Here is a 25718-nt window from a genome sequence, read left to right as displayed (position 1 = left end):
CCTACCTTCAAGAAATAAAAAAACTCGGTGCCGTAAAGCGACCGAGTTTTTTGCTTGCCGCGGAACTGCCGCGACGCACCTTCTGCGATTAGCCGAAATTAACCGAGAATGTACTTCTCGCCAGATTCAACACTCTGGTAGATGAGGGTGTTGATGGTCATGGGGCCAACGCCGCCCGGAACCGGGGTGTATGCGCTGGAAACTTCTTCCATGCCCTTTTCGCAGTCGCCGACGCCACCCGGATGGTAACCGGCGTCAACCACAACAGCGCCCTGCTTGATCCATTCCTTCTTGATGAATTCAGGCTTGCCTACAGCGCCAACGACGATGTCTGCCTGCTTCACCAGTTCCGGAACGTTGGGTGTCTTGGAGTGGCAAATGGTAACGGTGCAGTTTGCGTTCAACAGCATCATGGCCATGGGCTTGCCGAGAATTGCGGAACGGCCAACAACAACAGCGTGCTTGCCGGAGAGTTCCACATTGTAAGCCTTCAAAAGACGCATAATGCCCTGGGGGGTGGCGCAGCCATAGGCCTTTTCGCCCATGGACATACGGCCGAAGCCCAGGCAGGTCACACCGTCAACGTCCTTACGGGCGTCGATTGCTTCGAATGCGGCGCGTTCGTCAATCTGACGGGGAACCGGGTGCTGCAGCAAAATGCCGTGGACGTCCGGATTGTTGTTCAGTTCCTGGATCTTGGCCAGGAGCTGTTCGGTAGTGGTGTCCTGGGGCATGATGACCTTGATGCTGTCCATGCCCACGCGAGCGCAGGCATTACCCTTCATCTTCACATAGGTTGCGGAAGCGGGATCGTCGCCGACGAGGATGGTGGCGAGGATCGGGGTCTTACCGGTCTTTTCCTTGAGCTTTGCGACGCGTGCGCTGAGTTCTTCTTCAGTGGTCTTGGCAAGAGCCTTGCCGTCCAAAACGAGAGCTGCCATATTGGTCTCCAGGTTTAATTTTCTTATGGTTCAAATTTAAAAATAAGGTATGATGTTTTAAATATGCGGAAATAAAAAAATAAGAGCATAAAAAAACACCGCTGTTTAAACAGGCGGCGTTTTTCATAAAATGAAATGCAAGATAGGGATATCTATTAGAAAATTTCCTTCAGGGCCGGAGCGATACTGCAAATCAGTACCCAGGGGTAGGAAAGGCTGCCCTTGAGCCAGCCGGTCTTTGCGGGCTGAACCGTAAAGGTGGAGGTTTTGCCCTGGATAGACGACTGGAGGGAGGCCTTGATACCTTCAAGGTCACGTTCGAAGTTTTTCTTGCTTGCAGAAGCCGATTCAATGTAATTTTCAAAGCGGTAATTCATACAATTTCCTTACACTCTCTTTCTTGGCGTTGTAAGTTAGTAATTTTCTTGTACCTTTCAAAGGGTTTTTGTTTACGCAAGTTTACGGTTTGGGGCGGTTCTAAATGGGTTTCCCGAATGTAGTTTTGGATAAAAGTGGCGTTTTTCTATTCAAAAACGGCGATTTCTGCCAAAAATGGATGCCCTGGGGGATTCTTTTTCGCTATTTTTTAGCCGCTAAAAAGTGTTCACGGCGTGTTCCCCGACACACTTTTTTGTAAATTGATGTGCAGTAAGTCACTGATTATAAAGGAATTAACATGAGTTTTGTCCGTCTTTTTTCTGCAATTTCCGTTTGCGCAGCCATGGTTGCATGTGGTGGTTCTCAAAAACCCGCTGTGGATCCCGCTGCCCCAGCTGCTGGTTCCGCCCCTGCCGATTCCGCAGCCGTTTCTGCCGAAGCCAGTGGTGCCAAGGCTTCTGTGGCTGTTCCCGGTGCCGGTTTTGCAAACAAGACTGACCGTTACAGCTATGCCCTGGGTATGGACCTGGGTAAGGCTATTGCCAATGTGAATGCTCCCGTGAACATGATGCTCTTGATGAGCGCCATCCAGGATGTGGTGGATTCCAACCGTAAGGTCCTGATGGATGATTCTACGGCAGAAAGTGCCCTTCAGGACTTGCTCCTGCTGATGCAGCAGAACAAGGAAGCCGATGCAAAGGCCGCTGCCCAGAAGGCTCTGGAGGAACAGAACAAGTTCCTGGAAAAGAACAAGCAGGATCCTACCGTGAAGCTGACTCCCAAGGGTGTACAGTACAAGGTGATTACCGAAGGTACCGGCATTTCTCCCAAGGCTAGCGACAAGGTCCAGGTGCATTATGTGGGTGCCCTGCTGGATGGTACTGAATTTGACAATAGCGTAAAGCGCGGAGAACCGCTGGAATTCCCGGTGAATGCGGTCATTGCCGGTTGGCAGGACCTGCTGCAGGTTCTCAAGGAGGGTTCCAAGGTGAAGGCCTGGATTCCTAGCGACCTGGCTTATGGTGAAGCTGGCGTACCTCCCATGATTCCTGCCAATGCCATGCTGGTGTTCGAAGTGGAATTGCTGAAGGTCTTCGCAGAAGTTCCGCCTGCCGAGGAAGGCGTTGCAGCACCGGCTGCTGAAGCCGTTCCCGCCGCAACGGATGGTGCCGCCGCGCAGCCTGCAGAAACTGCCCCCGCCGCCGAAGCCAAGCCTGCCAAGTAAGAGTTTTCTTTCTCTCTCAAGAAAGGCCGCGGTTAACTTCCCGCGGTTTTTCTTTTTGTTTTCTTTTCGTTATGCCATTTTGTTTCTGAACCAATTTTTTTATTATTGAGTTTATGAATCCAAATGATTTTACATCCCAGCATTTTGAAATAGCAGGTTTCATTCGCGAAGTGTTCGGGTATATGGAACGCTTCAAGGGCCAGCTGTTTGTGTTGAAGATCGAAGACGATCTCATGAGCCATCCGCTGTTTCCTGTGCTCATGCGAGATATCGGACTTTTGCACAAGTCCGGGATTAAGATCATTATCGTGCCCGGCACTCGCAATTCCATCGACGCCCAGCTGAAGGCCTGGGGTGTGGAATCCAAGTTCCATAACGGTGTGCGTCTCACTTGCGAAGATGCCCTGCCCCATGTGGAACAGGCGTCCCTGGGTGCAGCCCAGCATATCATGAGCCACTTGACTGCAAGCGGCCTCCGTGGTATTCAGGGCAACTGGATTTTGGCCCGCAGCATGGGTGTAGTGAACGGTGTGGACTACATGCGCACTGGCCGCATCGAACGTATCCAGAAGGATATTCTGGAACAGCTGCTGGACGAGAATTTCGTGCCTATTATTCCGCCCATTGGCTGGAACAAGATCGGTCACGCCTACAACATCAGCTCCACGGAACTGGCCACCGAACTTTGCAAGTACATGAAGGTGGGTAAGCTGTTCTTCATCGGTAACCAGGACGGTATCAAGTTGGATGGCCTGGTGACGGGCAAAAACACCAAGTACTTGGAACCTACGGACAATGGTCTGATTTCTGCAATGGATGTGGACCAGGCCCAGGAACTTCTGGAGCTGAACTCCGACACGTTGAATTTTGCCCAGATGGACTACCTGATGAACGCCATTCACGCCTGCAAGGCCGGCGCCAACCGTGTCCATCTGCTTAGCGGTGAATTCCAGGGCAGCTTGCTGCAGGAAGTGTTCTCCGCCCGCGGTGACGGTACCATGGTGTACGCCAACCAGTACTCCAGTATCAGGCCCGCCAATATGGAAGACATTCCCGATATCCTGCGCATTATGCAGGACTACATCGACCAGGGCTTCCTTGTGCCCCGTACCCAGGAAAGCATTTCCGAAAAGCTCAAGGACTACGTGGTGTACAACATCGATAACAGCATTCACGGCTGCGGCGCTCTTCATGAATTCGAAGACGGCATGGCCGAAATTGCAGGTATCGCTGTGGGCGCCAACTACCGCAAGTCCGGAATCGGCGACGCCATCGTTCGTCACCTGATTTCCGTGGGTCGCATGAAGGGTTGCAAGAAGCTGTTCCTGCTGACCACCCAGGCTCTGGACTGGTTCTACCATTTCGGCTTTGTGGATGGTACTGTGGAGGAACTCCCCAAGACCAAGCGCGATCACTACAATCAGAAGCGGAAGTCTCGTATCTTGATGCTCCCGCTGGAGAAGTGACGCACCGCAGGTGCGTCATCCTGAACGAAGTGAAGGATCCAATCCCGCGAGCTGTACGAAACTAGGAACTTTAGTTCCTTAGCTGAATTAGGTTCGAAGGTGCAGGATAAAAAAATTGATTGAAGAGTAACTGATATGAATTTAAAAATGATGGAAGATGGCTTCAAGATGATTCTTGAAGGTATGGGTGAAGATGTTAATCGCGAAGGCTTGCTGGAAACTCCCAAGCGCGTGGCCAAGATGTATGCCGAGGTCATGAGCAGCCTGACTGGAGAATTGAAGGCCGAAGATATCCTCAAGACCCGCTTCCACGAAAAGTATGACGAGATGATCGTTGTGCCCAACATTCCCTTCGCCAGCATGTGTGAACATCACTTCTTGCCTTTTACCGGTAAGGCCCATATCGCCTACATTCCCGGTGATTGCGTTGTTGGGCTTTCCAAGATTCCCCGCGTGGTGGAATTCTATGCCCGCTTCCCCCAGATTCAGGAACGCATGACTCGCCAGATTGCGGAACTGATCCAGAGGGAATTGCAGCCTAAGGGCGTTGCCGTTGTTCTGGAAGCAAGCCACATGTGCATGACCATGCGCGGTATCAAGAAACCCGGTGCTACCATGGTGACTACACAGCTTCTTGGCCGATTCAAGACCGACGAAAAGACCCGCGCAGAATTTATGGCTACTATTAACGACCGCCTTCGCTAAGGGTGCGGTCGCTGGCGCGAAAATTAATTTGTAAAAAATAAAAGTCTGATTTTTATCCACGATTGATATGTGTCAATCGTGGATTTTTATGTATAAATTAATGTAAAAAATTTTTCTCGTTGACAAATTGTCCATGTTGACATTTTATCCAAGGAATCTCTTTTTGAACCTTATTTTCTTTGCCTGGTTCTAGGTACTTTTATTCTCGGTGATGGAATAAAAGGAGTTAAAAATGAAAAAGAATTTTATTAGGGTGGTCAAGCTGGCATTTGTTACTGCAAGTGCATTGGCATTCATGAACTGTGGTGATTCTGTAGTAGATGCTGTAGACGGCGCCCTTGGTGGTCTGTCTTCCAGCTCTGTGGTTGGCGAACCGGTAATCGATCCGGTAACTGGCGAACCCATGGTTGACCCGGTTACGGGTGAAATTATCTATACTAATCCGGAATCTTCTGCCGCTATGGATCCTACTGACGATCCGATTACCGGTGAAGAAAATGGTGACGTTGGTGGAGAAGGTGAAGTTGTTCCCCCCACTGGTGATACTCCCGCCGAAGGTGGCGACACCCCCGCAGAAGGCGGTGATGTTCCTGCTGAAGGTGACGTTCCTACCGATAACAATCCTTCCGATGTCGTGACAAGTTCCGATTCTGAGGGCGGCGTAACTGAACCGGCTTCCAGCACAAGCGAATCCGCTCCGGAAAGCTCTAGCGCTGTGGTCCAGGAAGCTCCCAAGGGAATCTTCCTTGCAACTGATACCGACGAAAACAAGAACTACATGGAGGTGGAATACTTCACAAACACCGGTGATAACGGCGGAGCCATTCTTGCTTATCCCAAGCGACTTTCCGAAACCCAGAAACATGGCGTTGTGCTGTGGGGCCCAGGTGGCGGTTCTAGCCCCTCACAATACGAAGGCATTATCCGTCGCCTTGCTTCCCACGGTTTCGTTGTAATCGCCACTAGCGAATCTCCGGATGGTACTGGCCGCGGCAAGCCCGCTCTCGACTGGCTCGAAAAGAAGAACAATACTCCGGGCGACCCCCTGTACCAGAAATTGGATATGACCAAGGTGGGTGCATCCGGTCACTCCATGGGTGGTCTCCAGTCCGAAGAAATGCTTATCAATGACGATCGCGTGATTACTGCAGTCTTGAACAACAGTGGCGACATGGCTCATGTGGATGGCACTAAGGTTCCTGCAACCAAGACTTTCGCCATCGTTTATGGCGAAGGTGGTATGGAACGCCCCAATGCAGAAGCTGACTACGGTAATCCGGGTGTCAAGGCTCCCGCTTGCCTTATCAAGATGACTGGTGGTGCGGTCGGTGCAAATCCTGAATGCCAGAACGGTGAATGTGGCTGGGGCCACGGTTCTGGTCCTTGGGGCGGCATGGCTGCTACCGTCGCCTGGATGCGTTGGCACCTGGGTGGCGAAGACTTCCGTAAGGCTGACTTCGTCGGTACCAGTGGCGCCTACATCAACGGCCCCATCGTTGGTGGCCCGGGTAACTGGAAGGGTCAGTGCAAGAACTTCTAGCCTGATAAAAAGTATCTCTACATAACACACTCCAAGGATTCCCCGGCGCAAGTCGGGGAATCTTTTTTTTAGTTAGCGTTTTTGGCCTAAGGAAATAGATGTATATTTAGTGCGAATGGCGGATTTTTCCGCCACTGGAGACATTTATGAACGCAGCTATCCTTACTAATGAATTCCCGCCGGAAATCTATGGCGGTGCCGGTATCCACGTCAAGTTCCTGACCCAGGAATTGGCCAAGCTTTGCCATGTGGAAGCCCGCTGCTTTGGCGTGCAGAACGATGACGCCGACAATATCCGTGCTATCGGTTTTAGCCGTAAGTTGGGCCTGAATCCCAAGGATGATCGTTTCCAGAAGATTTTCAAGCCCCTGGATATTAACCTGCAGTGGGCAGCTACCATGGATGACATCGATGTCATTCATTGCCATACCTGGTACAGCCATTTCGGTGGCGTCCTGGCTTCCCGCCTTTTGCAGTGCCCCCTGATTTTGACCACCCACTCCCTGGAACCTCACCGCCCGTGGAAGGCTGAACAGCTGGGCGACGGTGGCTATGCCATGAGCTGCTGGATCGAAAAGACCGCCTACGAAGCCGCCGACGGTGTCATCGCCGTTAGCCAGGGCATGAAGCGCGACGTGATGAAGCTTTATGGCGTTCCCGAAGACCGTGTGAAGGTGATTTACAACGGTATCGATCCCGACTTCTACAAGCCCACCTTCAGCGAAGGCATCCTGGAAAAGTGGGGTGTAGACCCGAAGAAGCCTTTCGTGCTGTTTGTGGGCCGCATTACCCGTCAGAAGGGTATCAGCCAGCTGATCCAGGCAATTCCCCAGATCGACAAGAACGCCCAGGTGGTTCTCTGCGCTGGCGCCCCCGACACTCAGGAACTGGCCGACGAATGCAAGGCTCTCATTGAAGAAGTCCAGAAGACCCGCGAAGGTGTTGTATGGATCCAGGAACCGGTTCCTCATGAAGAACTCCGTGTGCTCTATAGCCACGCTACTGTCTTTGCAACTCCGTCCCTCTACGAACCTTTCGGTATCATCAACCTTGAAGCCATGAGCTGCGGTACTCCTGTGGTGGGTAGCGCCGTGGGTGGCATTCCCGAAATTATCGTGGATGGCGAAACTGGCTTCCTGGTTCCCCTGAAGGCTGTTTCCGAGACCAACTTCGAACCCGCCGACCCCAAGGCATTCCAGACCGATTTCGCAAACAAGCTGAACACCATTCTGGCCAACCCCGAAATGGCAAAGAAGATGGGCGAAGTGAGCCGCAAGCGCGCTATCGACGTCTTCAGCTGGAAGGCCATCGCTCAGCAGACCTATGAATTCTACCAGGAATGTATTGAGAAATATAAGAAGGAAGGCAAGCGCTAATTTTTAATGGGATCCCCGACAATGTCGGGGATTGCTTATAGAAATCGCAAAAAAGCCCGCGGTTTAAATCCCGCGGGCTTTTCTTATACGGAAAAAGGACTTTACTTGCCAGTAATCTTTTCGACGATGGCACCTGTGGTCAGCAGTTCCGGGAAGACAATCTGCTTGCTTGCATCGCCCTTGGGGTATACTGCATAAGCGGGTACGCCAGATTTTCCAAGACTGCGGAGCAATGCATTCACTTCCGGAGTTTCGCGGGTCCAGTCCGCCTTGACGCGGGCCACGTTCAGCTTGTTCATTGCGTCGGTAAATTCTTCGCGGTTAAGGACGGCGGCTTCGTTTGCCTTGCAGGTAATGCACCAGTCGGCGGAAACGTCGATGAATACGGTGCGCCCGGCGGCCTTGAATTCTTCTATGAGGGCGGGGCTGTAACGGAACCAGCCGTCTTCTGTCATCTGTTCTGCCATGCGGGCGTTGAAACGATCGACGACTACGTTTTCGTAGCGGGGTGCGAGAACGCCGAACCAGAGACCGGCAAGAATCACAATGGCGCCTGCGAATCCGACCACTTCACGGCTGAAGGCTACACCCGGCGGGGCGATTTTCCCGATGAGGGCGCTGGCCACTGCAGATACTACAGCGATAACTGCGAAGATTCCTACGCCTGCAGAACCTGCCTGCTCGTTCACGACCCAGAGAAGCCAGCAGACGGTGGCCAGAAGTAAAACACCCATGACCTTCTGCAGGTAGGTCATCCAGATTCCCGGCTTGGGCAAGTGTTTCTGAACGGCGGGGAAGAAACTGACCAGGAGATAGGGGAGGGCAAGTCCGATGCCTGCTGCCGTAAAGAATAGGAACAGTACCGGCAGGCTTGCGGTAAAGGCGAATCCCATGGCGGTTCCCAGGAAGGGTGCGGAACAGGGGGTGCTGAGCAAAACAAGCAGCGCTCCCGTAAAGAAGGCGCCTGCCAGGCCGCCCTTGCTGCCGGCGGCATCCATCTTGGTGGTGGCACCCCAGGGGAGCCACACTTCAAACAGTCCGAAGAAACTCATGGCGAAGGCGGTGAGGATCACCACCATGAAGGCGATAAAGCCTGCGCTCTGGAACTGCATTCCCCAGCCGGCATTTCCGCCGCCAATCTTGATGACGCTGATGATGGCTGCCAGCACCCAGAAACTGCAGAGGATGCCTGCGGTGGTGCTGAGTCCCGATGCCAGCAGGCGGCTGCGGGATTCCCCGGCCTGCTTGACGAGGCTGAAAATTTTCAACGAAAGCACCGGCAAAACACAGGGCATCAGATTCAGGATGATGCCACCGACGAAGGCGAAGAACAGGAGGGCTAGGGTGCCGGCGAAACCTGCGGCGGAGTCTGCGGCACTTTCTCCAACGGCGGCGACTTCAGCGGCGCTTTCTTCTGCGGCGGTCTGCGGTTCGCTTGCGGTGCCTTCGTTTGCCGTGGCTTCACTTGCGACGGTTTTGGCGTCTGTTCCAGCGTTTTCTTCCTGCTGGAATTCCATGATGATGTCGAATTTTTCTTCCGTAGCGTTTACCTGCTGCGGCTCATCCCCGTCTTTACCATTTTTTTTTAGGTTAGCGTCCCCGTTGCCTGCGTTCCCCTTTCCAAAAGTATTCCCGTCCAGCGATATGGTCTTTTGGGCGGGTGCCAGGCAGATGGAATTGTCGCATGCCTGGTAGTGGAAGGTGATGGTGGTGGAGAGGCTGTCGAAGTTCTTTTCTACGCTGTCGATGGGGAGGATGACCTGGAACTCGCCGCGGAATACCAGGTTTTCAAGGTCCAGAGCCTCGCTGTATTCCTTGATGGGGGCGGGCCAGACGGGTTCGCCAAAGAAAATTCCTTGGGCGGAGACGTCAATGGACGAGGGTTTCAGGAATTCGTCGGCGGCAATGTTGGCGTTTACGTGCCAGTTGTCGGGAATGGTGATTTTGACGGTAAGTTTTGATCCTGCAGCCAGTTCCCCTGCCGAATAGGTCATGCTCATGTCCGGAGGGGGCATGTTGTTCATGTTGAATTCTTCGGCGAAGCTTGTCAAGGGTAAAGTCAGTAGCAAAATGCAAAATGAAGCATTTTGCAAACAGTTGTTGACAAAATAATCAAGAATCGGTTTTTTACGCATAGGGTTTCCTAGATTTGACTTCAACTGAAAACACTCTGTCAAAATTCCCGTTCTGACTATGGAAAATACGCGAATTTTTTCAGAAGAAGTATCCATTCGGCTAGAGAATATCTGGCGCAAGAATGCCCCACAAATTTACAAACTATGTTGCAAGCGGAGTAGTACAAAAGAGGCCGCAGACGATCTTTTTCAGGAGGTTGCGCTGAAGTTTTGCAAATATGCGAAAAATCTTAATTTGGATACCGCACTTTGGCCCTGGTTTTATAGGGTAACGTTGTGTACCCACTTCGATCTTTACCGTCGGGAGAAAATGGTTCTGCCCTTTTCTGTGCTGAGGGAAAATCAGGCGGCGTACGATGTTTATCCCGAACAGTCTTCGGTCCATTTTCGTAATGAATCCCGCGAGAACAAGGCTGCCGCGCTGCTCAAGACTTTTATGCAGGTGCTCAATCCAGAAGAAGCCCTCGTTACGGAACTGACGTATCTTGGAGGTTTTCTTTTGAAGGATGCGGCCCGGATTCTGACGAGAAATAGGGGGTACCTAAGCAAGCTTCGCTGCAGGGCTGTAAATAAAATGCGCAAAGAAAAGCGGCAAAGGGATGCCATCCTTGAAAAGATTGATGCTCCAATGGTTCTTTTGGAGGATTTGCTTACGAGGAACAATGAAATTTCGTAATTTTGTAATGTGAAGTTCTATACCTTACTACTGATTGTCTTTCTGACTGTTGCCCAGGCTTTTGCCGCGGAGAGCTGGCTTACTTTTTCTAAGCCCTTTCCTGTTAGAAGTTGCATCCCCTATGGTGGGGGTATTCTTTTGGCGACTGACGGAGGTATCCGTTACCGCGCCATAGACGGTGATCGCGTATTTCATTCTGAAGACGGATTGGAAGAGGCCATATTCCACGCCATTGTCGGCTATGAAGAACGGATTTATGCCATTTCCAAGTTCGGTCTGATTGCCGCATTGGACGCCCAAAGAAATGTTTGGGGAGTACTGAATAGGTCTTACGTCGCCAATAAGTCTAGAGTGCTGCCTGATGGAGCCGCTCTTGCCGATTCCATCATTGTTATTGCATTTGAAGACCGTCTGGCCTTTTTTGACTTGATTACGAAAACCTCTATTGCAACAATCGACAGAATTGGTGAATACAATCTGTCTGCAGATAATATCCAGAAACTTGTGGTTCACGGAGATTCTCTTTACGTGAATGTTGGCGAACAGTCCTATGTTCGCGAAATGGACTGGTATGATGTGGGCGGGGATGCTAAACTTTTTGATCCTTTGTCATGGAGCAAGGTTAAAGATCCGTCTCTGGTGAATGGATTGGTCGAAAAGGACTCCAACCTTATAAATATCGAAGGGGATATCATTGATGACCCCAGCTATACAATTAGTGCGACTCCCATTGACACTATCGAGGTTGCGGGAAACCAGGAGATTATTTACGATACTACCGTCGTCAGAAAGACTCGATGGATCGAGAAGGCCCAAGACAAGTATTTCCTGGTTGGCGATGAGGCTGTCTTCCTTTATGACCCTAGCCTTAACTCCCTAACAGACCTGTCACTGTTCAATGATTTCCCGCTGGGGGAACCCTATGAAGTTCATGCCGTGCCTACCGGTGGTGTCGTTGTTGGTACTACGGAAGGCGGGATTAGCTATGGGGGTGTTGCACCGTGGAGCGACCTGTCTTATCCTCTGCCTGGGATCGGTAGTCAATCTGCTGCATTTGATGCCCGCATCAAGTCCATATCGGTGCTGCCCGATGGCCATACCTTTTTCCACATCTGGGGTTTCGGCTTCTTCATGTTCATAAATTGGGGGCTGGATCAGCAGTTCTCCGTTGGGCTGAATAGCGGCGCCTGCCTGGATAACTACTTTGAAGGCCGTTATGATGACCTCGGAAATCCCTTGCAGTATGTTATTTCTGTCGGGTCGACACCTGCGCCGGACAGTTCCGGTTTCTTGACGACGACCTCCAACGGAAAGAAGTACAGCATAAACTATTTCAAGACCAATGGCGAAGTTTATTGTGCAAGCCAGGTGGGGCAAACTTCAATGGCTGGCCCTCTCTACGCAACGATCGATGAAGATGGTTCATGGCTTCTGTATGTGGGTTCAAGACAGGGCACGGCGATCGCTGCCGATGGCGGGCTTGACATCATTCGAATTCCTTCTCCCAAGAACAATGGGGGTGAACTGTCCGGTGCTACCATAGAAACATCTATCCCCCTGGAATCTACTCCCGTGGATATGGTTTACGATTCTATTGGGGATCGCCTGTGGGTGATTACGAAATCATCGCTCTACTATCTGGACAAGAATGAAAAAGACAAGGATACGCTTGTGTCGCCCAAGTCGACGAACGGTCTGCGTGCTTCCGAATATTCTGCCATTGACGTGGATATTCATGGCAACCTGTGGTTAGGTACGACAGACCAGGGCGCCTATCGTCTGTCCCTGAAAAACAAGTCTCCCGACACGCTGACGGTCAAGTCCTACAATGTAAAGAGCGGTATGTTGTCCAATGACGTAACGGACCTTTCCATTGACCATACCCTTGGGGTGGTCTGGTTTACTCATGCCAGTGGCGTCAGCCGTTATTACAACAAGAATCTCAAGTACTCCTCGAAGAACATGACCGATTCGGCAAAGGCCGACGTTTATGCCTATCCCGTTCCCTTCAGGCCTGCTGTCCATAACCGATTCGTTATTGCGAATATTGCAGAAGGCGCATCTGTTAGCATCTATAACCGTGGCGGTTCCCTGATTCGTTCCTTCCGAAAAGATGATACACTGGGGGGCAGCGTTGAATGGGATGGTCGCGGATTAGACGGAAATCTGGTGGCACCTGGCGTGTATTATTATGTTGTAAAAAATTCTTCAAAGGTGAAGAAGGGCAAGTTCATTATTATCCATTAGAGGGTTTGCTGGATGGTACGTCTGATTTTTTTGTTGTTCGTGATAAGTGTACTGCTGAATGCTTGCGCAGGGGAACGTCAAGGTCTCGTGTGCGAAGAAATGGAATATCGTCTGAATACCATGGCCTATTCTCCTGACCAGCGAGCTTATGCAGAAGAAGAACTTCGTGTCTGCCGTGAAGAGGAAGCCTTGAAAAAGGCAGATGGAGCCGCATCTCGTAAAAGCATTTATGACCGCTTTGCCGCAACGGATTCGACAAAGTCTGCTGAGTCTAGAACTGCCGCGGCTGACGAATCCCCTCGTGAAATTTCTGTTTCAGATGCATTGGGTGATTCGTCAGGGCAGGAAACGGTGAGCATCTATGACCGCTACGGAAGCAAGACTGTTCCGTCCGAAAGTGCAGGAACCGCTCCGTCTGCGGATGAGGTACCTGCCGATACTTCTGCAAGTGATGTTTCCAACTTCCAGTAGGGTGATTCATGGCCACAGTGCAAACTCTTTCGGGTGAAACTTTTGAACCGGGCCTGCCCCAGCGTTTATTGAAAATTGCGGGCGAAATTCGCGAGGCCGGTGGTCGTGCCTACTTGGTGGGCGGTTGGGTCCGCGATGCCATGCTGGGCGGTAACTGCCGTGACTACGACATCGAAGTGTATGATATGGAGCAGGATGACTTGATTGCCATTCTGTCCAAGTTTGGTCGTTGCAATTTGATTGGCAAGGCTTTTGGTGTCATCCATCTCGCCATGAAAGGGGAGTCTCTCGATTTCTCTTTCCCCCGTACCGAAAGCAAGGTGGGTTACGGACATCGCGGTTTTGTGGTCAAGACCGATGCCCGTCTGACTTTCAAGGAAGCCGCCCTCCGTCGCGACTTTACCATCAACGCCATGGGCATGGAACTGCCGGATCTGACTCTTTGCGATCCTTATAATGGTGTGGAAGATCTTAAGGCCGGCCTTCTTCGTCATGTGGGGCCCGCCTTTGCCGAAGATTCCTTGCGTATTCTTCGCGGAGTGCAGTTTGCTAGCCGCTTCAAGCTTAAGCTAGCTCCCGAAACGGTTGAAATGTGCCGCACCCTTTCGCTTGATGACTTGTCCATCGAACGTCTTTTCGAAGAATTCAAGAAGTGGTTGCTGAAACCCGGTAAGCCCTCTCTCGGCCTTCGCGCTTTCCTCGACATTAAGCTGGATGAATACTTCCCCGAAATTCGTCCCCTGTCCTTGAATGGCGCTGCAGATGATTCTAGCTGGGAAACTCTTGGCGAATTCCTCAACAATCTTTCCGCCGTCCAGGATCTTTCCGACGAAGAACGGATGGTCCTGATGTTTGCCGGTTTGCTTGCCGGTAATGCGTCCGCTGCTTCTGATGAGAAGTCCTGCGAAGAAGCGGTTCTTAAGTTCCTGGCTCGCATTACCAACGAAATCAAATTGGTTCGCGGTGTTCCCCTGCTGTTAAAAAATGCCTTCAGGTATGAGCCTGGCGAAAGCATTCCCCGGGATTCCGAAATCCGTCGTCTGTCGGTGGAACTTTCCGGACTCCGCCTGTATATCGCTTTCTTGCAGAGTAATACCCTGTACGCCGAAGAAACTCGGAACACCTACGCACAGGCCTTCAGGGTCCGCGCCGAAGAACTGGGTGTCTACGAAAAGGCGCCTACGGCCTATCTCACTGGCAAGATGCTGATGGATCTGGGTGTAAAGCCCGGCAAGCAAATGGGCGAGCTGATCAAGAAAAGTTTTGAACTGCAGTTGGATGGCGAAATCGCCGATGCCGATGCCGCCCAGTCCTGGGCCCGCGAGCGGTTGCAATAAACATTTGGTCCCGTGAACAACTGACGTAAAACTGCGAGCAGTTTTACCTCTAAGGATTTATTTCCACCTGAATAGTCCGGTAATTCCTGCTGGCACGCAGAACACGATCATAGGAATCTGGATCAGTTCCGTGGGGATAAACGCAAGCATCTTGCGCTTGCTATGCAACTTCCAGGATGCAATTCCCAGGAAGATAAAGTCGATGACAATCTTCGGCAAGATGCTGAACACGCACCACTGCCAGGGGCAATCGAAGAACACCACGCACCAGGGGCTGATAAACATCCAGATGTAATAGGTGTAAATCAAGGTCAGCATCAAAATGTACGGCTTGCTTTCGTAGCTGGTGCCGTTGCTGCTCCAGCGGGCGCGCTGGTTAAAGAGCTGCTTCCACGTGTGAACCGGTTCCGTCTCGATAACCGCTTCCCTGTCCAGGTTGTAGCAGACCTTGGTTCCCGGAATTTTCATCATCTTGTGGATGAGCATGTCATCGTCACCGCTGCTCAAATTAATCAGGTCGCCGAATCCGCCCACTTCAAAGAACAGGTCCTTCTTGTAGGCCAGGCAGGCAGCACTTGCCACGATGGGGTGTCCCCAGCTGAAACCGGCGGCTTCCATGGCGGTGTAGCCCAGGGTTTCCAGTTTCTGGAAAAGGTGGGGCATGGTGCGGGTGCCGTTATTCTGTTTCGGACCTTGGACAATGCAGATTCCGTCTACGAAGCGGCCCGCCATGGCGGTAATCCAGCTCTTGCGGGGAATGCAGTCGGCATCCATGGTCAAGAGCACTTCGTACTTTGCAATCTTGAAGGCGCTTTCCAGGGCTCGCTTCTTGGGGCTTGCGATTTGGGGCAGGTTCGGGTCCAGCGAAAGCACACGGAATCGCGGATGGTCTGCGGCAAACTTCTCGAGAATCTCCCTGGTAGAATCCGTAGAACGGTCGTCTACGCAGATTACTTCCCATTCCCCCACATAATCCTGGACCGCCAGGGCCTCCAGGGTGCGCAGGGCAAATTCCTCTTCATTACGCATGGGGACCACCACAGAAACGGTGGGAGTGGCCTTCACACCCTTGTAACGGTGCGTCTTCAACAGCCCTATTACAAAGAATAGGAACAGGAGCACATAGAGTGCAGTGAGGCTGCCGATAATTACACTACCCATGGTGTTCGCAAATTTAGGAAATTTCTACTTTTTTGCCATGATTCACGTTTCCGCATTTGTCCATCCTTCTGTAAAAATCCCCGATTCTGCTGTTGTCGGGCCCTGGTGCCTGGTAGATGAAGGGGCTGAAATCGGAGAAGGCGTGGTCCTGGAATCCAGGGTACATGTGTATGGCGGAGTGAACATCAAACCTGAAACCCATGTGTATGATGGTGCCGTTCTGGGGGCGCCCCCACAAGACCTGAAGTACGCCGGGGAAGAAACCCGCCTAGAAATCGGCGCCCACTGCACCATCCGCGAATACTGTACGTTAAACCGCGGAACCGTCCAGGGGGGAGGTTGCACCCGCGTCGGCGACCAGGTTCTGATCATGGCCTATTCCCACATCGGTCACGACTGCCAGATTGGCCGCGGTGCCGTTATCGCCAATGGTTGCCAGTTTGGCGGTCATGTTCGCATCGGTGAGTTCGCTACCATCGGTGGCGTTACTGCCATCCAGCAGCGCAACCAGGTGGGTGCATACGCTTTCGTGGGCGGAACCTATAAGGTGGACCGCGACGTCCCTCCGTGTACCAAGGCATCGGGAACCCCTATCCGTTATTGTGGTCTTAATCTCCATGCTCTCCGCCTCCATCCCGAAGAATTCCCCGAAGAACGTATCCGCAACCTGGAACAGGCCTACCGTATGCTGTACCGTAGCGGCCGCCCCGCCTCCGAAGTCATCGAGGAATTGAAAAAAGGCCCGGAACATCTGTTCCAAGCCTTCTTTGACGATCATTGGGCCGGTTCTATCGTTCGACCGTAGATTATTACATATTCTTCTGAAGAACTTCCAGAATCTTGGGGTACCATTCGCCGGCACCCTTGTCGTAGATGTCGAACTGAACTCCGGTAAAGCCCCAGATGGCCCAGGTATAGCCCAGCTGGTTGGCGACTTCCACGATAGCCTTGATATAATAGGATCTGTTTTCGTCGTCTACGCCTTCGGCTTCGCAGGCGGAAGAGGCGCCAAATTCACCGATGTACAGGGGGGCGTAGGTTCCGTTCTTGCCGGGGAAGGTTTTCTTTGCCAGCTGGACGTAATTCTTCAAGTCGGCGACGATGGAGAGAGCTGCGGTCTGGTCGATGGGCTTCCAGAGGGAGCCGCATGCGCCGTTGTGTCCCTGGTGGCTGTAGCTATAAGGTTCATAGTAGTGACCGTCGATAATGATGTTGCTGTCCTTGATATCGGCGAAATCGCCCATCAGATCGAACTTACCGTAGTTACCCGGGTCAATCATGATGGTTCTGCCCGGATTGGTCTTGCGGATGATCTTGATGGCGCTGTCAGTCATCTGGGCCAGGATTTTATCCGACTTTCCGCGAGATTCGTTCAGGACTTCGAAAACCAGGGAGTCGTTGCTGTAATCCTTGAATTCTTCGGCAATCTGTTCCCAGATGGCGTAGAACTGCGGCAAGTACTTGTCGGGGTTTTCATAAAGTTCGTTAAAGTGGTGCTGGTTGATGACCACGGGCATGCCGAGGCTGTTGGCCACGTCAATATGGTGCTTCACACCGGCTACGCGTTCCGCCTGGATAGTGTAGGGAGGTTCCTGCAGGGCGGTCTGGTTCCAACGAACCGGCAGACGGATAGACTGGAAACCTGCGTCCTTGGCAATCTTGAACCATTCGTCATCAATGGGGTTGTTCCACTTTTCGTCCAGGTAGTCGTAGACCTTGCCTTCTGTGTAGCACCAGTCGTTTTCCTTGCCTTCTTCGCACTTTTTCTGGGGATCGATGCCGGAATCCCAGGAGTTACCGAAGTTGATGCCGTGTCCCAGCATCTTGTTGACGGCGATGGCGCGGCTGTAATCCGGAAGCGAGGACTGACCTGTGGGTTCGTCCTCATCGATGCCTGCGCTACTGGTGGGAAGTGCAGACGCGGAGGAGCCCGGTTCCTCGCTGGAACTGGCCGGATCGTCGGAACAAGCCTGCCAAATTAGGGCAGAAGATACAATGGCGAGAGTGGACAGAATTCGTTTCATAAAACCTTTCCCGTAGTGTAAAAGTCGGTATTGTAAACATAAATTTAATTCGTTGAGGGTCATATTGATAAAATGTTTTTTTTGTTTACATCGGAAAACATGTTTTTTTGAGAAACTGGTATTCGTAGTGCATATAAAAATGTTATTTTTGGGCTTGTATTCAAATTTGATTATATTTGAGCACCGTCCGTTTTTGGAGACTCCTTAGGATATGAAATATATGAGAATCTCGTCGTTACTGAAGTGTGCCTTGGGCATGCTTCTTGCCGTTTCCCTAGCTGATGCGGCTTCCTTTAGCAGCTATCGCGATCGCGATGCTGGTCGTTTTGTCCTTAAAGAAGGCAAGTCCTTCCGCCCGGATAAGGATGTTGTAACCGTCATCATGCGTGAAGCAATTCCCCGTGGTGGTGGATATACCTACCAGTATCCCCGTGAAAACCCCGAACCGGTCCTCACGGATAAGTACGCCATGGAAGGCGCTCTTTCCATGGAAATGGAATTGATCGCTAGCGACTACTCCGGTATCGCAATCTGTATTGCCGGTTCCGTAGACCTGGCTCCGTACCTGGAAGACGGCGTCCTGGAGTTCTGGATCAAGGGTGCCCAGGGTGGTGAAAACGCTCTGTTCGTGCTTGTGGATGATGGCGTTAAGAGTAACGGTGAATCCCTGCAGGTCAAGCTCCGTTCCAAGGGTCTCGGTGAAATTACCACCGAATGGACCCGCTTTAGCATTCCTCTGAAGCTTTTCGGTACCACTGGTGTGTACTGGGATGCCAAGAATACTCGCGAAGTGATGCTCCCCTTCAACTGGTCTAATTTCAAGGGCTTCCGCCTCGAAGTTCGTAAGGACGAAAACGAATCCTTCAAGGTCTGGATGGACGATATTGTTATTAAGAAGCATGGCAAGGCTTACGAGGGTCCTGCCTACTATCCGTTCCGCAATGAGATCTAAGAGGACTAGGATTATATGCGCAAATTATCTCTATTAGCAACAACCCTGCTTTGCTCCTCTCTTGCTCTTGCTCAAGAGGATGATTATTCCGATTACGGTTCCGAAGCTTCCGCTGTAGAAGCTCCCGCAGAAGAAAGCGTTTCTGAAGAAAGCTCTTCCAACGAATCTTCCTACGATGCATACTCTTCTGATACCTATGGCTCCGATTCTTATGCTTCCGAAGCCGAACCGGCTACTGAGGTTGAACCTGCTGTTGCAGAGGAACCTGCCGAAGAAGTGGCCGCTGCCGAAGAAGTTCAGCCTCTCGGCGGTGCCAATGTTGAAAAGGCTCCCGCAAAGGTTGCTCCCGAAGCCAAGGTCTATATTCCTAAGGACCTGACCGCCGAACAGCGCGTTGCCGCCATCCAGGAAAACCTGGATACCCTGGCCAACGACATGGAATCTACCCTCATGGGTAAGGACGATGTTCCGCTGGCTGTCTCCGGTTACATGGCCTTCCGCGTCAAGAATTTCGACTACACCGAAATCGCTCCGGTGTACGGCGACGACAAGGCTCGTACCGCTGTTGACGCTACCCTCAAGATGAATATGGTGTTGATGCCCAACTCCTATATGACCTTGTGGACCAATATGACTTTCCCCTTCGACCTGACCGGTTTGTATACAAACTATATGGCCGAAAAACCCAACAACAATCCCAGCTACAACTGGACTCGTGTGATGTTTGACCACAACACCGACTACGCTGCAGCTGGCGTTGAAGAAGAAATGAACTTCGGTATCGATATTCGTTCTTCTGTGTTTGGCGCCTACGTGACCGCAGGTGGTGTTATCTGGGCTTGCGCATCTCCCCTTACCATGTGGGAACGCGAAACCATGCCCCGCTTTGCATGGCAGTACGAAACCTTCGAAGAAGAAAAGACTGTCAGCACCTACTATAAGGAAAAGTCCTTTAAGCCCGTCAAGGAAGGTGGTCGTGCATTCTGGACCAACCGTTCTTTCGGTGGCGTGTTCATGAACGTGTACAACATGCCCTTTGGCATGACCGCACAGGCCATGATTTCTCAGCCCAAGGATATGGACGCCGGTACTCGTGACGGTCTCCGCCTCTACGGTGGTCAGCCCAGCGAACTGGAAATGTCCGGTAACTACGACTTCCGTGGCGACGTGATTCACGGCCGTCTGGCAAAGAACAAGCTCTTCGACGGTATGACTCTCGGTGCCAACTACCTGGGTGTCTTCTACGATGAAGGTCTTATTGACGAAGATGAATTTGCCGGCCCCTGGACAAAGAACGCCTTTGAAGGTGACCCGCACTTTGAAAACAATCAGATCGTTTCCTTGGACATCAAGGGTAACATCGTTCCCAAGTTCTACTTGATGGCTGATGTGGCCATTAGCTGGGATGATTCCACTACCTTCCAGGATGTGGACACCACTAGCAAGAGAGCTTACACTCGCGATGCAACGACTTCCAGTGTTTCCGCTCCGTCTCTGGGTGTTTATGTCAAGATTCAGGACAAGCATCTTGATTGGCTGCCCACTACTGTTGAAGCCGTCTACTTCGGAAAGGATTTCTTCTCTCCCTACGGCATTACCGATCCGTCTCGTCTCCGCAGCTGGCGCAAGGACGAATTCTACCTGAATGGTGGTGCTATGCGTTATGGCCCCAACATGGCTGGTCTTAACTTCAAGTTCGAACCGGAATTCAACCGTGGCCGTCTCGGTGTTCAGTACGCCCAGCATCGCCAGATTGAAGCCGGTGATGACGTCATCCTCTTCAACTACCGCCTGAATGGCCGTAACATGTGGGAAAGCACCAACTCCTGGACCAAGTTTAACGCCTTGTTCTGGGCTGACTCCGGTAACGCAATTGCAAAGAATGGTTACTACAACCGTGCAGGTGTTCTCACCAACCAGCGTAAGATGGAACGCCAGCGTGGCGGTCTCTATGGTGGTACCTGGGAACTGTGGGAATCTTTCGTAGCTTACGAAAATGCTGACCAGATGAAGAAGGAAGAAGTTCCGTCTCATATCAAGTGGTCTTCCTACCTCTCCATCGACGGTGGTTATGACATTGGCCACTGGTTCGGTACCGATCGCAACCTGATGATGAGCGGCTACGCTTCCATTTCCGGTGTGTCCAAGACTTTCGCTCCTATCGCCTATAGCGAATCTCAGAGCGACATGCTTCTGTGGAGCTTCTACGGCTTGTTCGAACCTACCTTTGCCCTGACTCCGACTATCCACTTGGTTGGTCACCTCGGCTTTGAAAACTGGAAGTCTGAATACGGCTACCAGGTAGAAGATGTGTCAGTTTCCTCTAAGGTTACCAATGCTAGCGGCCCGTACGGTCTCCTGATCCCGACTAGCCAGGCTACCTATAAGAAGGCTCCTGTGGACTACTACCAGACTGCAATCGGTCTTGGCGTCGACTGGGACTTCTCTCCTCGCGCAGGTCTCCACCTCCGTTACAAGTATGCAACTCATACAGACAATTACATTTCAGAAAACGACTGGACCGGCCACTTCATTACGGCTGAAACCAAGGTCTGGTTCTAAGGGGATTAAGGTATAACTATGATGCATAAAGTTTTAGTATCCCTGCTTTTTGTAGCTTCTGCCGCCTCTGTCGCTTCTGCAGTGTCCGAAGCTGAACTGGATCGACAGCTCCAGGCTAAGGAAGATTCCCTTTCTTCCAAGCGCGGTTTTGAAGTTGGTGGCCGCATTACTGGCGTGCTCAATAACGCTTACATGTCTTCTGACCAGGAAGACAGCAAGCTCAACAAGATGCCCAACACCGAAAGATCCCAGTTTGTTTCTGCAGACTTGGATTTCCACTTCCGTCCTTACGAAGCTGTCCGCTTTAACGCAACACTCCGTATGGAAGCAGGCATGCAGAACTACTTTGCTACTTCCGCAAAGTCCCTGACTGCAAACTGGCTGAATATGGAAGGCAATGTCGGTAAGGACCTGTATTGGATTGTCGGTGACTTCCGTCAGCAGTACAGCCCCCTGACCCTTTTCGCCCCCACCGGTCTTGATGGCATTCTCTATGAACCGCTGATCTTTGCTCGCGCCCGTGAAATGGCTATGCAAGAAGCCATGATCGTTGGGAACCAGCGCAACCTGCAGGGTGTGAACCTCCAGTTCCGCCACGATTTCGGTGGCATGGCTGGTGAAATCCGTGCAGAAGGTATTTTTGCCCGCGTTCGCCGCGTCCAGCTCCTGGACTTCTCCGGTTCCAACGGCAACCTTCTTGCTAACGGCTATAACAGCTTGCTGAATGACGGTGCTATTTATCCGGGTTCCTCCATGGCATCCAATATGGATAAGTGGTTGCTTAGTGCAAACGTCGAATACCTGCCTGTAGACAAGAACGTCTTCCTCGGCTTTACTGGTATGTTGGTCTTTGATGATAGCGCAAGCTTCACCAATACCTACCGTACTCAGTATCAGGAAGTCATCTACAATGGTCAGCTGAGCTATTACAACACCGAAACTGGTGAATTGGAAGGCCCGATTCTTAACCCCAGTACTTTCGAAGATGGTGGCTATACTGTGTATCAGCCCATCAACCCGTATGAAACTGATCCGCAGAACACCTCGATCATTTCTGCTCGCGCCGGTGCCGACATTGCTGGCATTCTCGGCAACAAGAGCCTGACCTTGGATGTGATGGGTGAATACGCCATGTCCAGCGATGAACAGCGCCACTTTGAGCCTGCTTTCGATGAATTCGGCAATGTAGTCGCCTATAACGAAGTTACCGAAGATGACAACGGTTCTGCATTGAATATTTCCTTCAATGCTGGTTACAAGCTCCCCGTCGGTCTGGACATCCAGTTGGCAGCTAACTACGTGATGAATGACAGCAACTGGTTCAACAACCTTGCTCAGTCTCCGCAGTTCTTCGCTACCCGTACTCTGAACTCCGATAAGGACGGTAACGTTAGCCGCTACGGTGTTAACTCTCCGCTCTACTCCACCTTCAGTTCTCTGTACTACTACGATCCGAAGTTTACTCCGGTGGGAACCCAGTTGGCTAATACCGATGACCCGACCATTAAGGGTCAGACCAACAGCTACAACATCGCTCCGATCCAGAGAAATGCCTATAGCACTTCTGTTTACACCCGCAGGGAATTGGCTTTGATGAGCTTCATGCTCGATAAGTCTGTTCAGATGAGCTTGCCCAATGGCTTTGCTACTCCGAACCGCAGTGGTTTCAACATCGACATGAAGTTTGGCTTCCAGGATTTCGCCGAAGCAAACGCCATCTTCTCTATGCTGAAGCAGAAGAAGAGCGACAACGTCTTCATGAAGGAAGCTGAATTCCAGGAATTCGGTGCAGGTCTTAAGGTGGATGTGTTCAAGATGCTTGGCTTCTCTCTGCCTCTTGAACTGTCCGGCAGCTACAAGCATGCTGTAAAGACTCAGGAACTCACTGATGAATTCAAGCCCTATTTCGCTGACAAGGGTGAACTGAGCATGGACTTCATCAACGCAGGCCTCTACGTTCAGTACATGCCGCGTCTCGGTATTAACGCTGGTCTCCAGATGATTAACACCACATTTGATGCTGTATCTTCTAGTCCGATACTCAACGTTGCTCCGGGTTACGAGACTCCGTTGCTGAAGGGTAAGCAGATGCAGTGGATGGTGGGTCTCGACTACACTGTCGCAGAAGGTGTCTATCTCGAGCTGAACTATGGTATGATTAATGTTGAAAACACATATAATACCACAGAAGGTGCTGGATCCAATGTGCCTAACTATGCCGATGTAACGGTTACAGATGTCGATGGCAATACCCAGAACCTTGCCGAATACACTCATAAATTCTCCCAGGCTGTTGTTCAGGCCATCTTGAACGTGAATTTCTAAGGGAGGCGCAAGATGAAAATGAATAAGGATATGTTTAAGATGACTTCCAGAATCTCGCTTCTTCTTTGCGGAGCCGCAGTATACGCTGCCGCTGCAGATTCGACCTTGGTCGAACGTCAGCAGAGCCTCCTCAATACTCTTGATTCTATGAATTCTTCAGTCTTGGGTCTTCGCATTGGCGGTACGGCTAAGGGTGGGGTTCTTTCTTCCACCATGAGTTCCGATCAGCTTTACAACGAAGCTGACCAGCGTGAAAACCAGGCCTACACCGACGTAAACCTCAAGGTTAACGCTCGTCCCAGTGCAGAAACTGAAGCTCGAGTAGAACTCCGTCTCCACAAGGATTGGCAGAGCGCTTACGACGAACCGATCAACCCTGTGATCGGTCACTGGTTTAGCTACGATGGCAAGATTCTCGACAAGCACGTCGACTTCAATCTTGGCTACATGAGAGTTGGTTATACTCCTCTCACCATTTACGTGCCCCAGGCTGAAATTCTGCAGGAACCGGAAATCTTCTTTGCCAAGCGTCAGGAAGCTCTTGCTTTGCGCAACTTGGATACCTCTTCCAATCGTTTGCTGCAGGGCTTGAACTTCAAGTACAATAGCTTCGATATGGGCCCCCTGTCCAACCTTTACGTCCAGATGACTGGTGCCCGTATCCGCAATATCGCCAAGAAGGCCGATGAAGTCTTCTTCGACTTTGACTGGAGCGACCGCTACCTCTATGGCGCAAACCTGGGCGTTGAAGCCTTTGGCGCAACCATCGGTGGTAACTTCGTCTACACCTTTGACCGTCAGAAGTCTTCCCGTTCCAAGGAAGATGCTGCTATCAAGAACCTGTACTACGAAGACAACATGGTCTACACCGGTGTTATTGGTTATGACACCAAGGACATGATCATGGACGGTAAGATCCGCGCTGGTATCGATGCTGAAATCGGTGGCTCCAAGTGGACCTTGTCCCGCGACTCCCTGGTTCTCGATACCATCCACAACTATAAGGTTGAGAGCTACGATTACCCCGTGTTCGATGAAAACGGCAAGGCTCTTGACGACAACGGCAAGGACTCTGTTTTCCAGACTAAGTTCTATGTGGCCGACGGTATGACTTTCGGTAAGCACTGGAGCGACGAAGAAATTGAAAACGTTTCTGGCATGGCTCTGCATGTGTCTCCCTATGTAAACGGTGACATTGCTGGTGTTAACTTTGATGTTAAGGCTACCATCGTCAAGAACGACGAAAAGTTCTGGTCTGAACAGGCTGCTTCTGCCTACTATGTTGGCGGTGCAACGATCCTGAATGGCGATGCTAACATTTCTGGCGCCGACGCTGATGTGGTCAGCCGCTTCCGTTCCGGTAGCCTTGAAAACATGTACTTCAGCATTTACAATGTCAACGTTTTGCAGCAGCAGAACTTGATGACTAAGTCTGAAGACGCTGAAACCCCGATCTTGAATGGTTCCTCTGTTGACTCCTACTATGCATTCGGTCGTCTGGCTAACAACTACAGACTGGGCCACTTCTACAAGAATGGTTACGAAGCTGTTGCTAGCAAGCAGTTGGAATACGCTAGCTATTCTGAATTTGTCGATCCTTCTGTCAACATGGCTATGCCCATGGGTCTGGCAACTCCCGACCGTGTAGGTTTCGCCCTGAACGCTAACGTGGCTTGGAACGATGCCATTACCATTAATGGTCGTTTCTCTCAGTATAGCCATAGCAGCGATGTCGATAACGACTATACCACTATCGGTGCAGGTCTTGGCCTGAATGTGGCTCCGTTCCTCGGTCTGAACCGCCGACTCATTCTGCAGGGATCCTTCGAATCCGCAGAAGAAAGCAACTACCTGAAGCGTAAGACTTCCCGCGTTGTTGCTGGCCTTACCGCAGACGTTTGGGGCCCCTTCACTATCCTCGGCGGCATGCAGATGCTGACTAAGGAATTTGGTAGCGGTCTGCCTCTGTCTGAAACAGTCATTGTTAATGACATTGATGAAATGCTGGCCATGGGTGGCTTGCAGATTAAGTTGGGCCCCGGTGCGGTCCTGGATCTCCAGGGAGGTCTCCTGACCAACACTGTTAACTACACGGGCATTGCCGTAGATGAAAACGGAGTCGCTTTTGCTCAGCCTAGCGAATTGAGCCTGAGCAAGCTCTTGATTGCCGGTAACATTACGGTTCTGTTCTAGGAGG

At 51.4% G+C, this 25718-nt stretch carries 19 protein-coding genes; 14 read left to right on the top strand and 5 right to left on the bottom strand.

What is annotated here, in order from left to right:
• Positions 1-98: 98 nt before the first annotated feature.
• The gene (gene folD, locus MMG03_RS09345; RefSeq protein WP_073159101.1) at positions 99-941 is read right to left on the bottom strand and encodes a bifunctional methylenetetrahydrofolate dehydrogenase/methenyltetrahydrofolate cyclohydrolase FolD; all 843 of its coding nucleotides are present in this window, start codon (positions 939-941) and stop codon (positions 99-101) included.
• A gap of 155 nt (positions 942-1096) precedes the next feature.
• Positions 1097-1318, bottom strand: a complete 222-nt coding sequence (locus MMG03_RS09340; protein WP_073159099.1) for a hypothetical protein — start codon at positions 1316-1318, stop codon at positions 1097-1099.
• A 299-nt stretch (positions 1319-1617) separates the two neighbouring features.
• Here MMG03_RS09340 and MMG03_RS09335 point away from each other — a divergent pair, with 299 nt between their 5' ends.
• From MMG03_RS09335 to glgA, 5 genes are all read left to right on the top strand, one after another.
• Entirely contained in the window at positions 1618-2544 is a 927-nt protein-coding gene (locus MMG03_RS09335) for an FKBP-type peptidyl-prolyl cis-trans isomerase (protein WP_249506153.1), read from the top strand.
• 113 nt (positions 2545-2657) lie between these two features.
• Entirely contained in the window at positions 2658-4010 is a 1353-nt protein-coding gene (argA, locus tag MMG03_RS09330) for an amino-acid N-acetyltransferase (RefSeq protein WP_249506152.1), read from the top strand.
• 135 nt (positions 4011-4145) lie between these two features.
• Positions 4146-4715, top strand: coding sequence for a GTP cyclohydrolase I FolE (folE, locus tag MMG03_RS09325; RefSeq protein WP_073159093.1), 570 nt, complete (start codon positions 4146-4148; stop codon positions 4713-4715).
• Positions 4716-4947: 232 nt separating this feature from the next.
• Positions 4948-6255: an alpha/beta hydrolase gene (locus MMG03_RS09320; protein ID WP_249506151.1), complete on the top strand. Its 1308-nt coding sequence runs from the start codon at positions 4948-4950 to the stop codon at positions 6253-6255.
• 146 nt (positions 6256-6401) lie between these two features.
• Positions 6402-7631, top strand: coding sequence for a glycogen synthase (glgA, locus tag MMG03_RS09315; RefSeq protein ID WP_249506150.1), 1230 nt, complete (start codon positions 6402-6404; stop codon positions 7629-7631).
• A gap of 101 nt (positions 7632-7732) precedes the next feature.
• Here glgA and MMG03_RS09310 read toward each other — a convergent pair whose 3' ends face one another.
• Positions 7733-9655, bottom strand: coding sequence for a thioredoxin family protein (locus tag MMG03_RS09310; protein ID WP_249506149.1), 1923 nt, complete (start codon positions 9653-9655; stop codon positions 7733-7735).
• Between the two features lie 169 nt (positions 9656-9824).
• On the opposite strand from MMG03_RS09310, the gene MMG03_RS09305 reads away from it, so the two are divergent.
• Genes MMG03_RS09305 through MMG03_RS09290 form a run of 4 tightly spaced genes read left to right on the top strand, consistent with a single transcriptional unit; the run spans position 9825 to position 14497 of the window.
• Positions 9825-10442 (top strand): sigma-70 family RNA polymerase sigma factor, encoded by a 618-nt coding sequence (locus MMG03_RS09305; protein WP_073159087.1) that lies wholly within the window; start codon positions 9825-9827, stop codon positions 10440-10442.
• Between the two features lie 9 nt (positions 10443-10451).
• The gene (locus tag MMG03_RS09300; protein WP_073235770.1) at positions 10452-12689 is read left to right on the top strand and encodes a gliding motility-associated C-terminal domain-containing protein; all 2238 of its coding nucleotides are present in this window, start codon (positions 10452-10454) and stop codon (positions 12687-12689) included.
• Between the two features lie 12 nt (positions 12690-12701).
• Positions 12702-13160, top strand: coding sequence for a hypothetical protein (locus MMG03_RS09295; protein WP_073159083.1), 459 nt, complete (start codon positions 12702-12704; stop codon positions 13158-13160).
• A gap of 8 nt (positions 13161-13168) precedes the next feature.
• Positions 13169-14497, top strand: a complete 1329-nt coding sequence (locus tag MMG03_RS09290; RefSeq protein WP_073235776.1) for a CCA tRNA nucleotidyltransferase — start codon at positions 13169-13171, stop codon at positions 14495-14497.
• Between the two features lie 57 nt (positions 14498-14554).
• Here the strand turns inward: MMG03_RS09290 and MMG03_RS09285 are convergent, their stop codons facing one another.
• Positions 14555-15658 carry a glycosyltransferase gene (locus MMG03_RS09285; protein WP_073235779.1) on the bottom strand — a complete coding sequence of 368 codons (1104 nt, stop codon included), beginning with the start codon at positions 15656-15658 and terminating at the stop codon, positions 14555-14557.
• A gap of 37 nt (positions 15659-15695) precedes the next feature.
• Here MMG03_RS09285 and lpxA point away from each other — a divergent pair, with 37 nt between their 5' ends.
• Positions 15696-16463, top strand: a complete 768-nt coding sequence (gene lpxA / locus MMG03_RS09280) for an acyl-ACP--UDP-N-acetylglucosamine O-acyltransferase (protein WP_073159197.1) — start codon at positions 15696-15698, stop codon at positions 16461-16463.
• 4 nt (positions 16464-16467) lie between these two features.
• Here lpxA and MMG03_RS09275 read toward each other — a convergent pair whose 3' ends face one another.
• The gene (locus MMG03_RS09275; RefSeq protein WP_249506148.1) at positions 16468-17682 is read right to left on the bottom strand and encodes a glycoside hydrolase family 5 protein; all 1215 of its coding nucleotides are present in this window, start codon (positions 17680-17682) and stop codon (positions 16468-16470) included.
• A 211-nt stretch (positions 17683-17893) separates the two neighbouring features.
• Between MMG03_RS09275 and MMG03_RS09270 the strand changes: the two genes are divergently transcribed.
• The 4 genes from MMG03_RS09270 to MMG03_RS09255 are packed head-to-tail and all read left to right on the top strand — an operon-like array spanning position 17894 to position 25714.
• Positions 17894-18634 (top strand): sugar-binding protein, encoded by a 741-nt coding sequence (locus MMG03_RS09270; RefSeq protein WP_249269351.1) that lies wholly within the window; start codon positions 17894-17896, stop codon positions 18632-18634.
• Between the two features lie 15 nt (positions 18635-18649).
• The gene (locus MMG03_RS09265; RefSeq protein WP_073159075.1) at positions 18650-21196 is read left to right on the top strand and encodes a hypothetical protein; all 2547 of its coding nucleotides are present in this window, start codon (positions 18650-18652) and stop codon (positions 21194-21196) included.
• An 18-nt stretch (positions 21197-21214) separates the two neighbouring features.
• Positions 21215-23521 carry a hypothetical protein gene (locus MMG03_RS09260; RefSeq protein ID WP_083538177.1) on the top strand — a complete coding sequence of 769 codons (2307 nt, stop codon included), beginning with the start codon at positions 21215-21217 and terminating at the stop codon, positions 23519-23521.
• 12 nt (positions 23522-23533) lie between these two features.
• A complete protein-coding gene (locus tag MMG03_RS09255; RefSeq protein WP_249506147.1) occupies positions 23534-25714 on the top strand; it encodes a hypothetical protein in 2181 nt (726 codons plus the stop codon).
• Positions 25715-25718 lie beyond the last annotated feature (4 nt).

It is taken from the genome of Fibrobacter sp. HC4 (assembly GCF_023373925.1).
GTDB lineage: Bacteria > Fibrobacterota > Fibrobacteria > Fibrobacterales > Fibrobacteraceae > Fibrobacter.
The sequence above is the reverse complement of the archived record's forward strand: the minus strand, read 5'-3'. Positions and strand labels throughout refer to the sequence as shown.

Bases quoted from the DNA above. Each gene is read 5' to 3' on its own strand.
- MMG03_RS09290 (WP_073235776.1), top strand. From the start codon at position 13,169: ATGGCCACAGTGCAAACTCTTTCGGGTGAAACTTTTGAACCGGGCCTG.
- MMG03_RS09285 (WP_073235779.1), bottom strand. From the start codon at position 15,658: ATGGGTAGTGTAATTATCGGCAGCCTCACTGCACTCTATGTGCTCCTG.
- MMG03_RS09270 (WP_249269351.1), top strand. From the start codon at position 17,894: ATGAAATATATGAGAATCTCGTCGTTACTGAAGTGTGCCTTGGGCATG.
- MMG03_RS09340 (WP_073159099.1), bottom strand. From the start codon at position 1,318: ATGAATTACCGCTTTGAAAATTACATTGAATCGGCTTCTGCAAGCAAG.
- MMG03_RS09335 (WP_249506153.1), top strand. From the start codon at position 1,618: ATGAGTTTTGTCCGTCTTTTTTCTGCAATTTCCGTTTGCGCAGCCATG.
- glgA (WP_249506150.1), top strand. From the start codon at position 6,402: ATGAACGCAGCTATCCTTACTAATGAATTCCCGCCGGAAATCTATGGC.
- MMG03_RS09255 (WP_249506147.1), top strand. From the start codon at position 23,534: ATGAAAATGAATAAGGATATGTTTAAGATGACTTCCAGAATCTCGCTT.
- MMG03_RS09295 (WP_073159083.1), top strand. From the start codon at position 12,702: ATGGTACGTCTGATTTTTTTGTTGTTCGTGATAAGTGTACTGCTGAAT.
- folD (WP_073159101.1), bottom strand. From the start codon at position 941: ATGGCAGCTCTCGTTTTGGACGGCAAGGCTCTTGCCAAGACCACTGAA.
- folE (WP_073159093.1), top strand. From the start codon at position 4,146: ATGAATTTAAAAATGATGGAAGATGGCTTCAAGATGATTCTTGAAGGT.
- MMG03_RS09275 (WP_249506148.1), bottom strand. From the start codon at position 17,682: ATGAAACGAATTCTGTCCACTCTCGCCATTGTATCTTCTGCCCTAATT.
- MMG03_RS09320 (WP_249506151.1), top strand. From the start codon at position 4,948: ATGAAAAAGAATTTTATTAGGGTGGTCAAGCTGGCATTTGTTACTGCA.
- MMG03_RS09310 (WP_249506149.1), bottom strand. From the start codon at position 9,655: ATGAACAACATGCCCCCTCCGGACATGAGCATGACCTATTCGGCAGGG.
- MMG03_RS09305 (WP_073159087.1), top strand. From the start codon at position 9,825: ATGGAAAATACGCGAATTTTTTCAGAAGAAGTATCCATTCGGCTAGAG.
- argA (WP_249506152.1), top strand. From the start codon at position 2,658: ATGAATCCAAATGATTTTACATCCCAGCATTTTGAAATAGCAGGTTTC.
- MMG03_RS09265 (WP_073159075.1), top strand. From the start codon at position 18,650: ATGCGCAAATTATCTCTATTAGCAACAACCCTGCTTTGCTCCTCTCTT.
- lpxA (WP_073159197.1), top strand. From the start codon at position 15,696: ATGATTCACGTTTCCGCATTTGTCCATCCTTCTGTAAAAATCCCCGAT.
- MMG03_RS09260 (WP_083538177.1), top strand. From the start codon at position 21,215: ATGATGCATAAAGTTTTAGTATCCCTGCTTTTTGTAGCTTCTGCCGCC.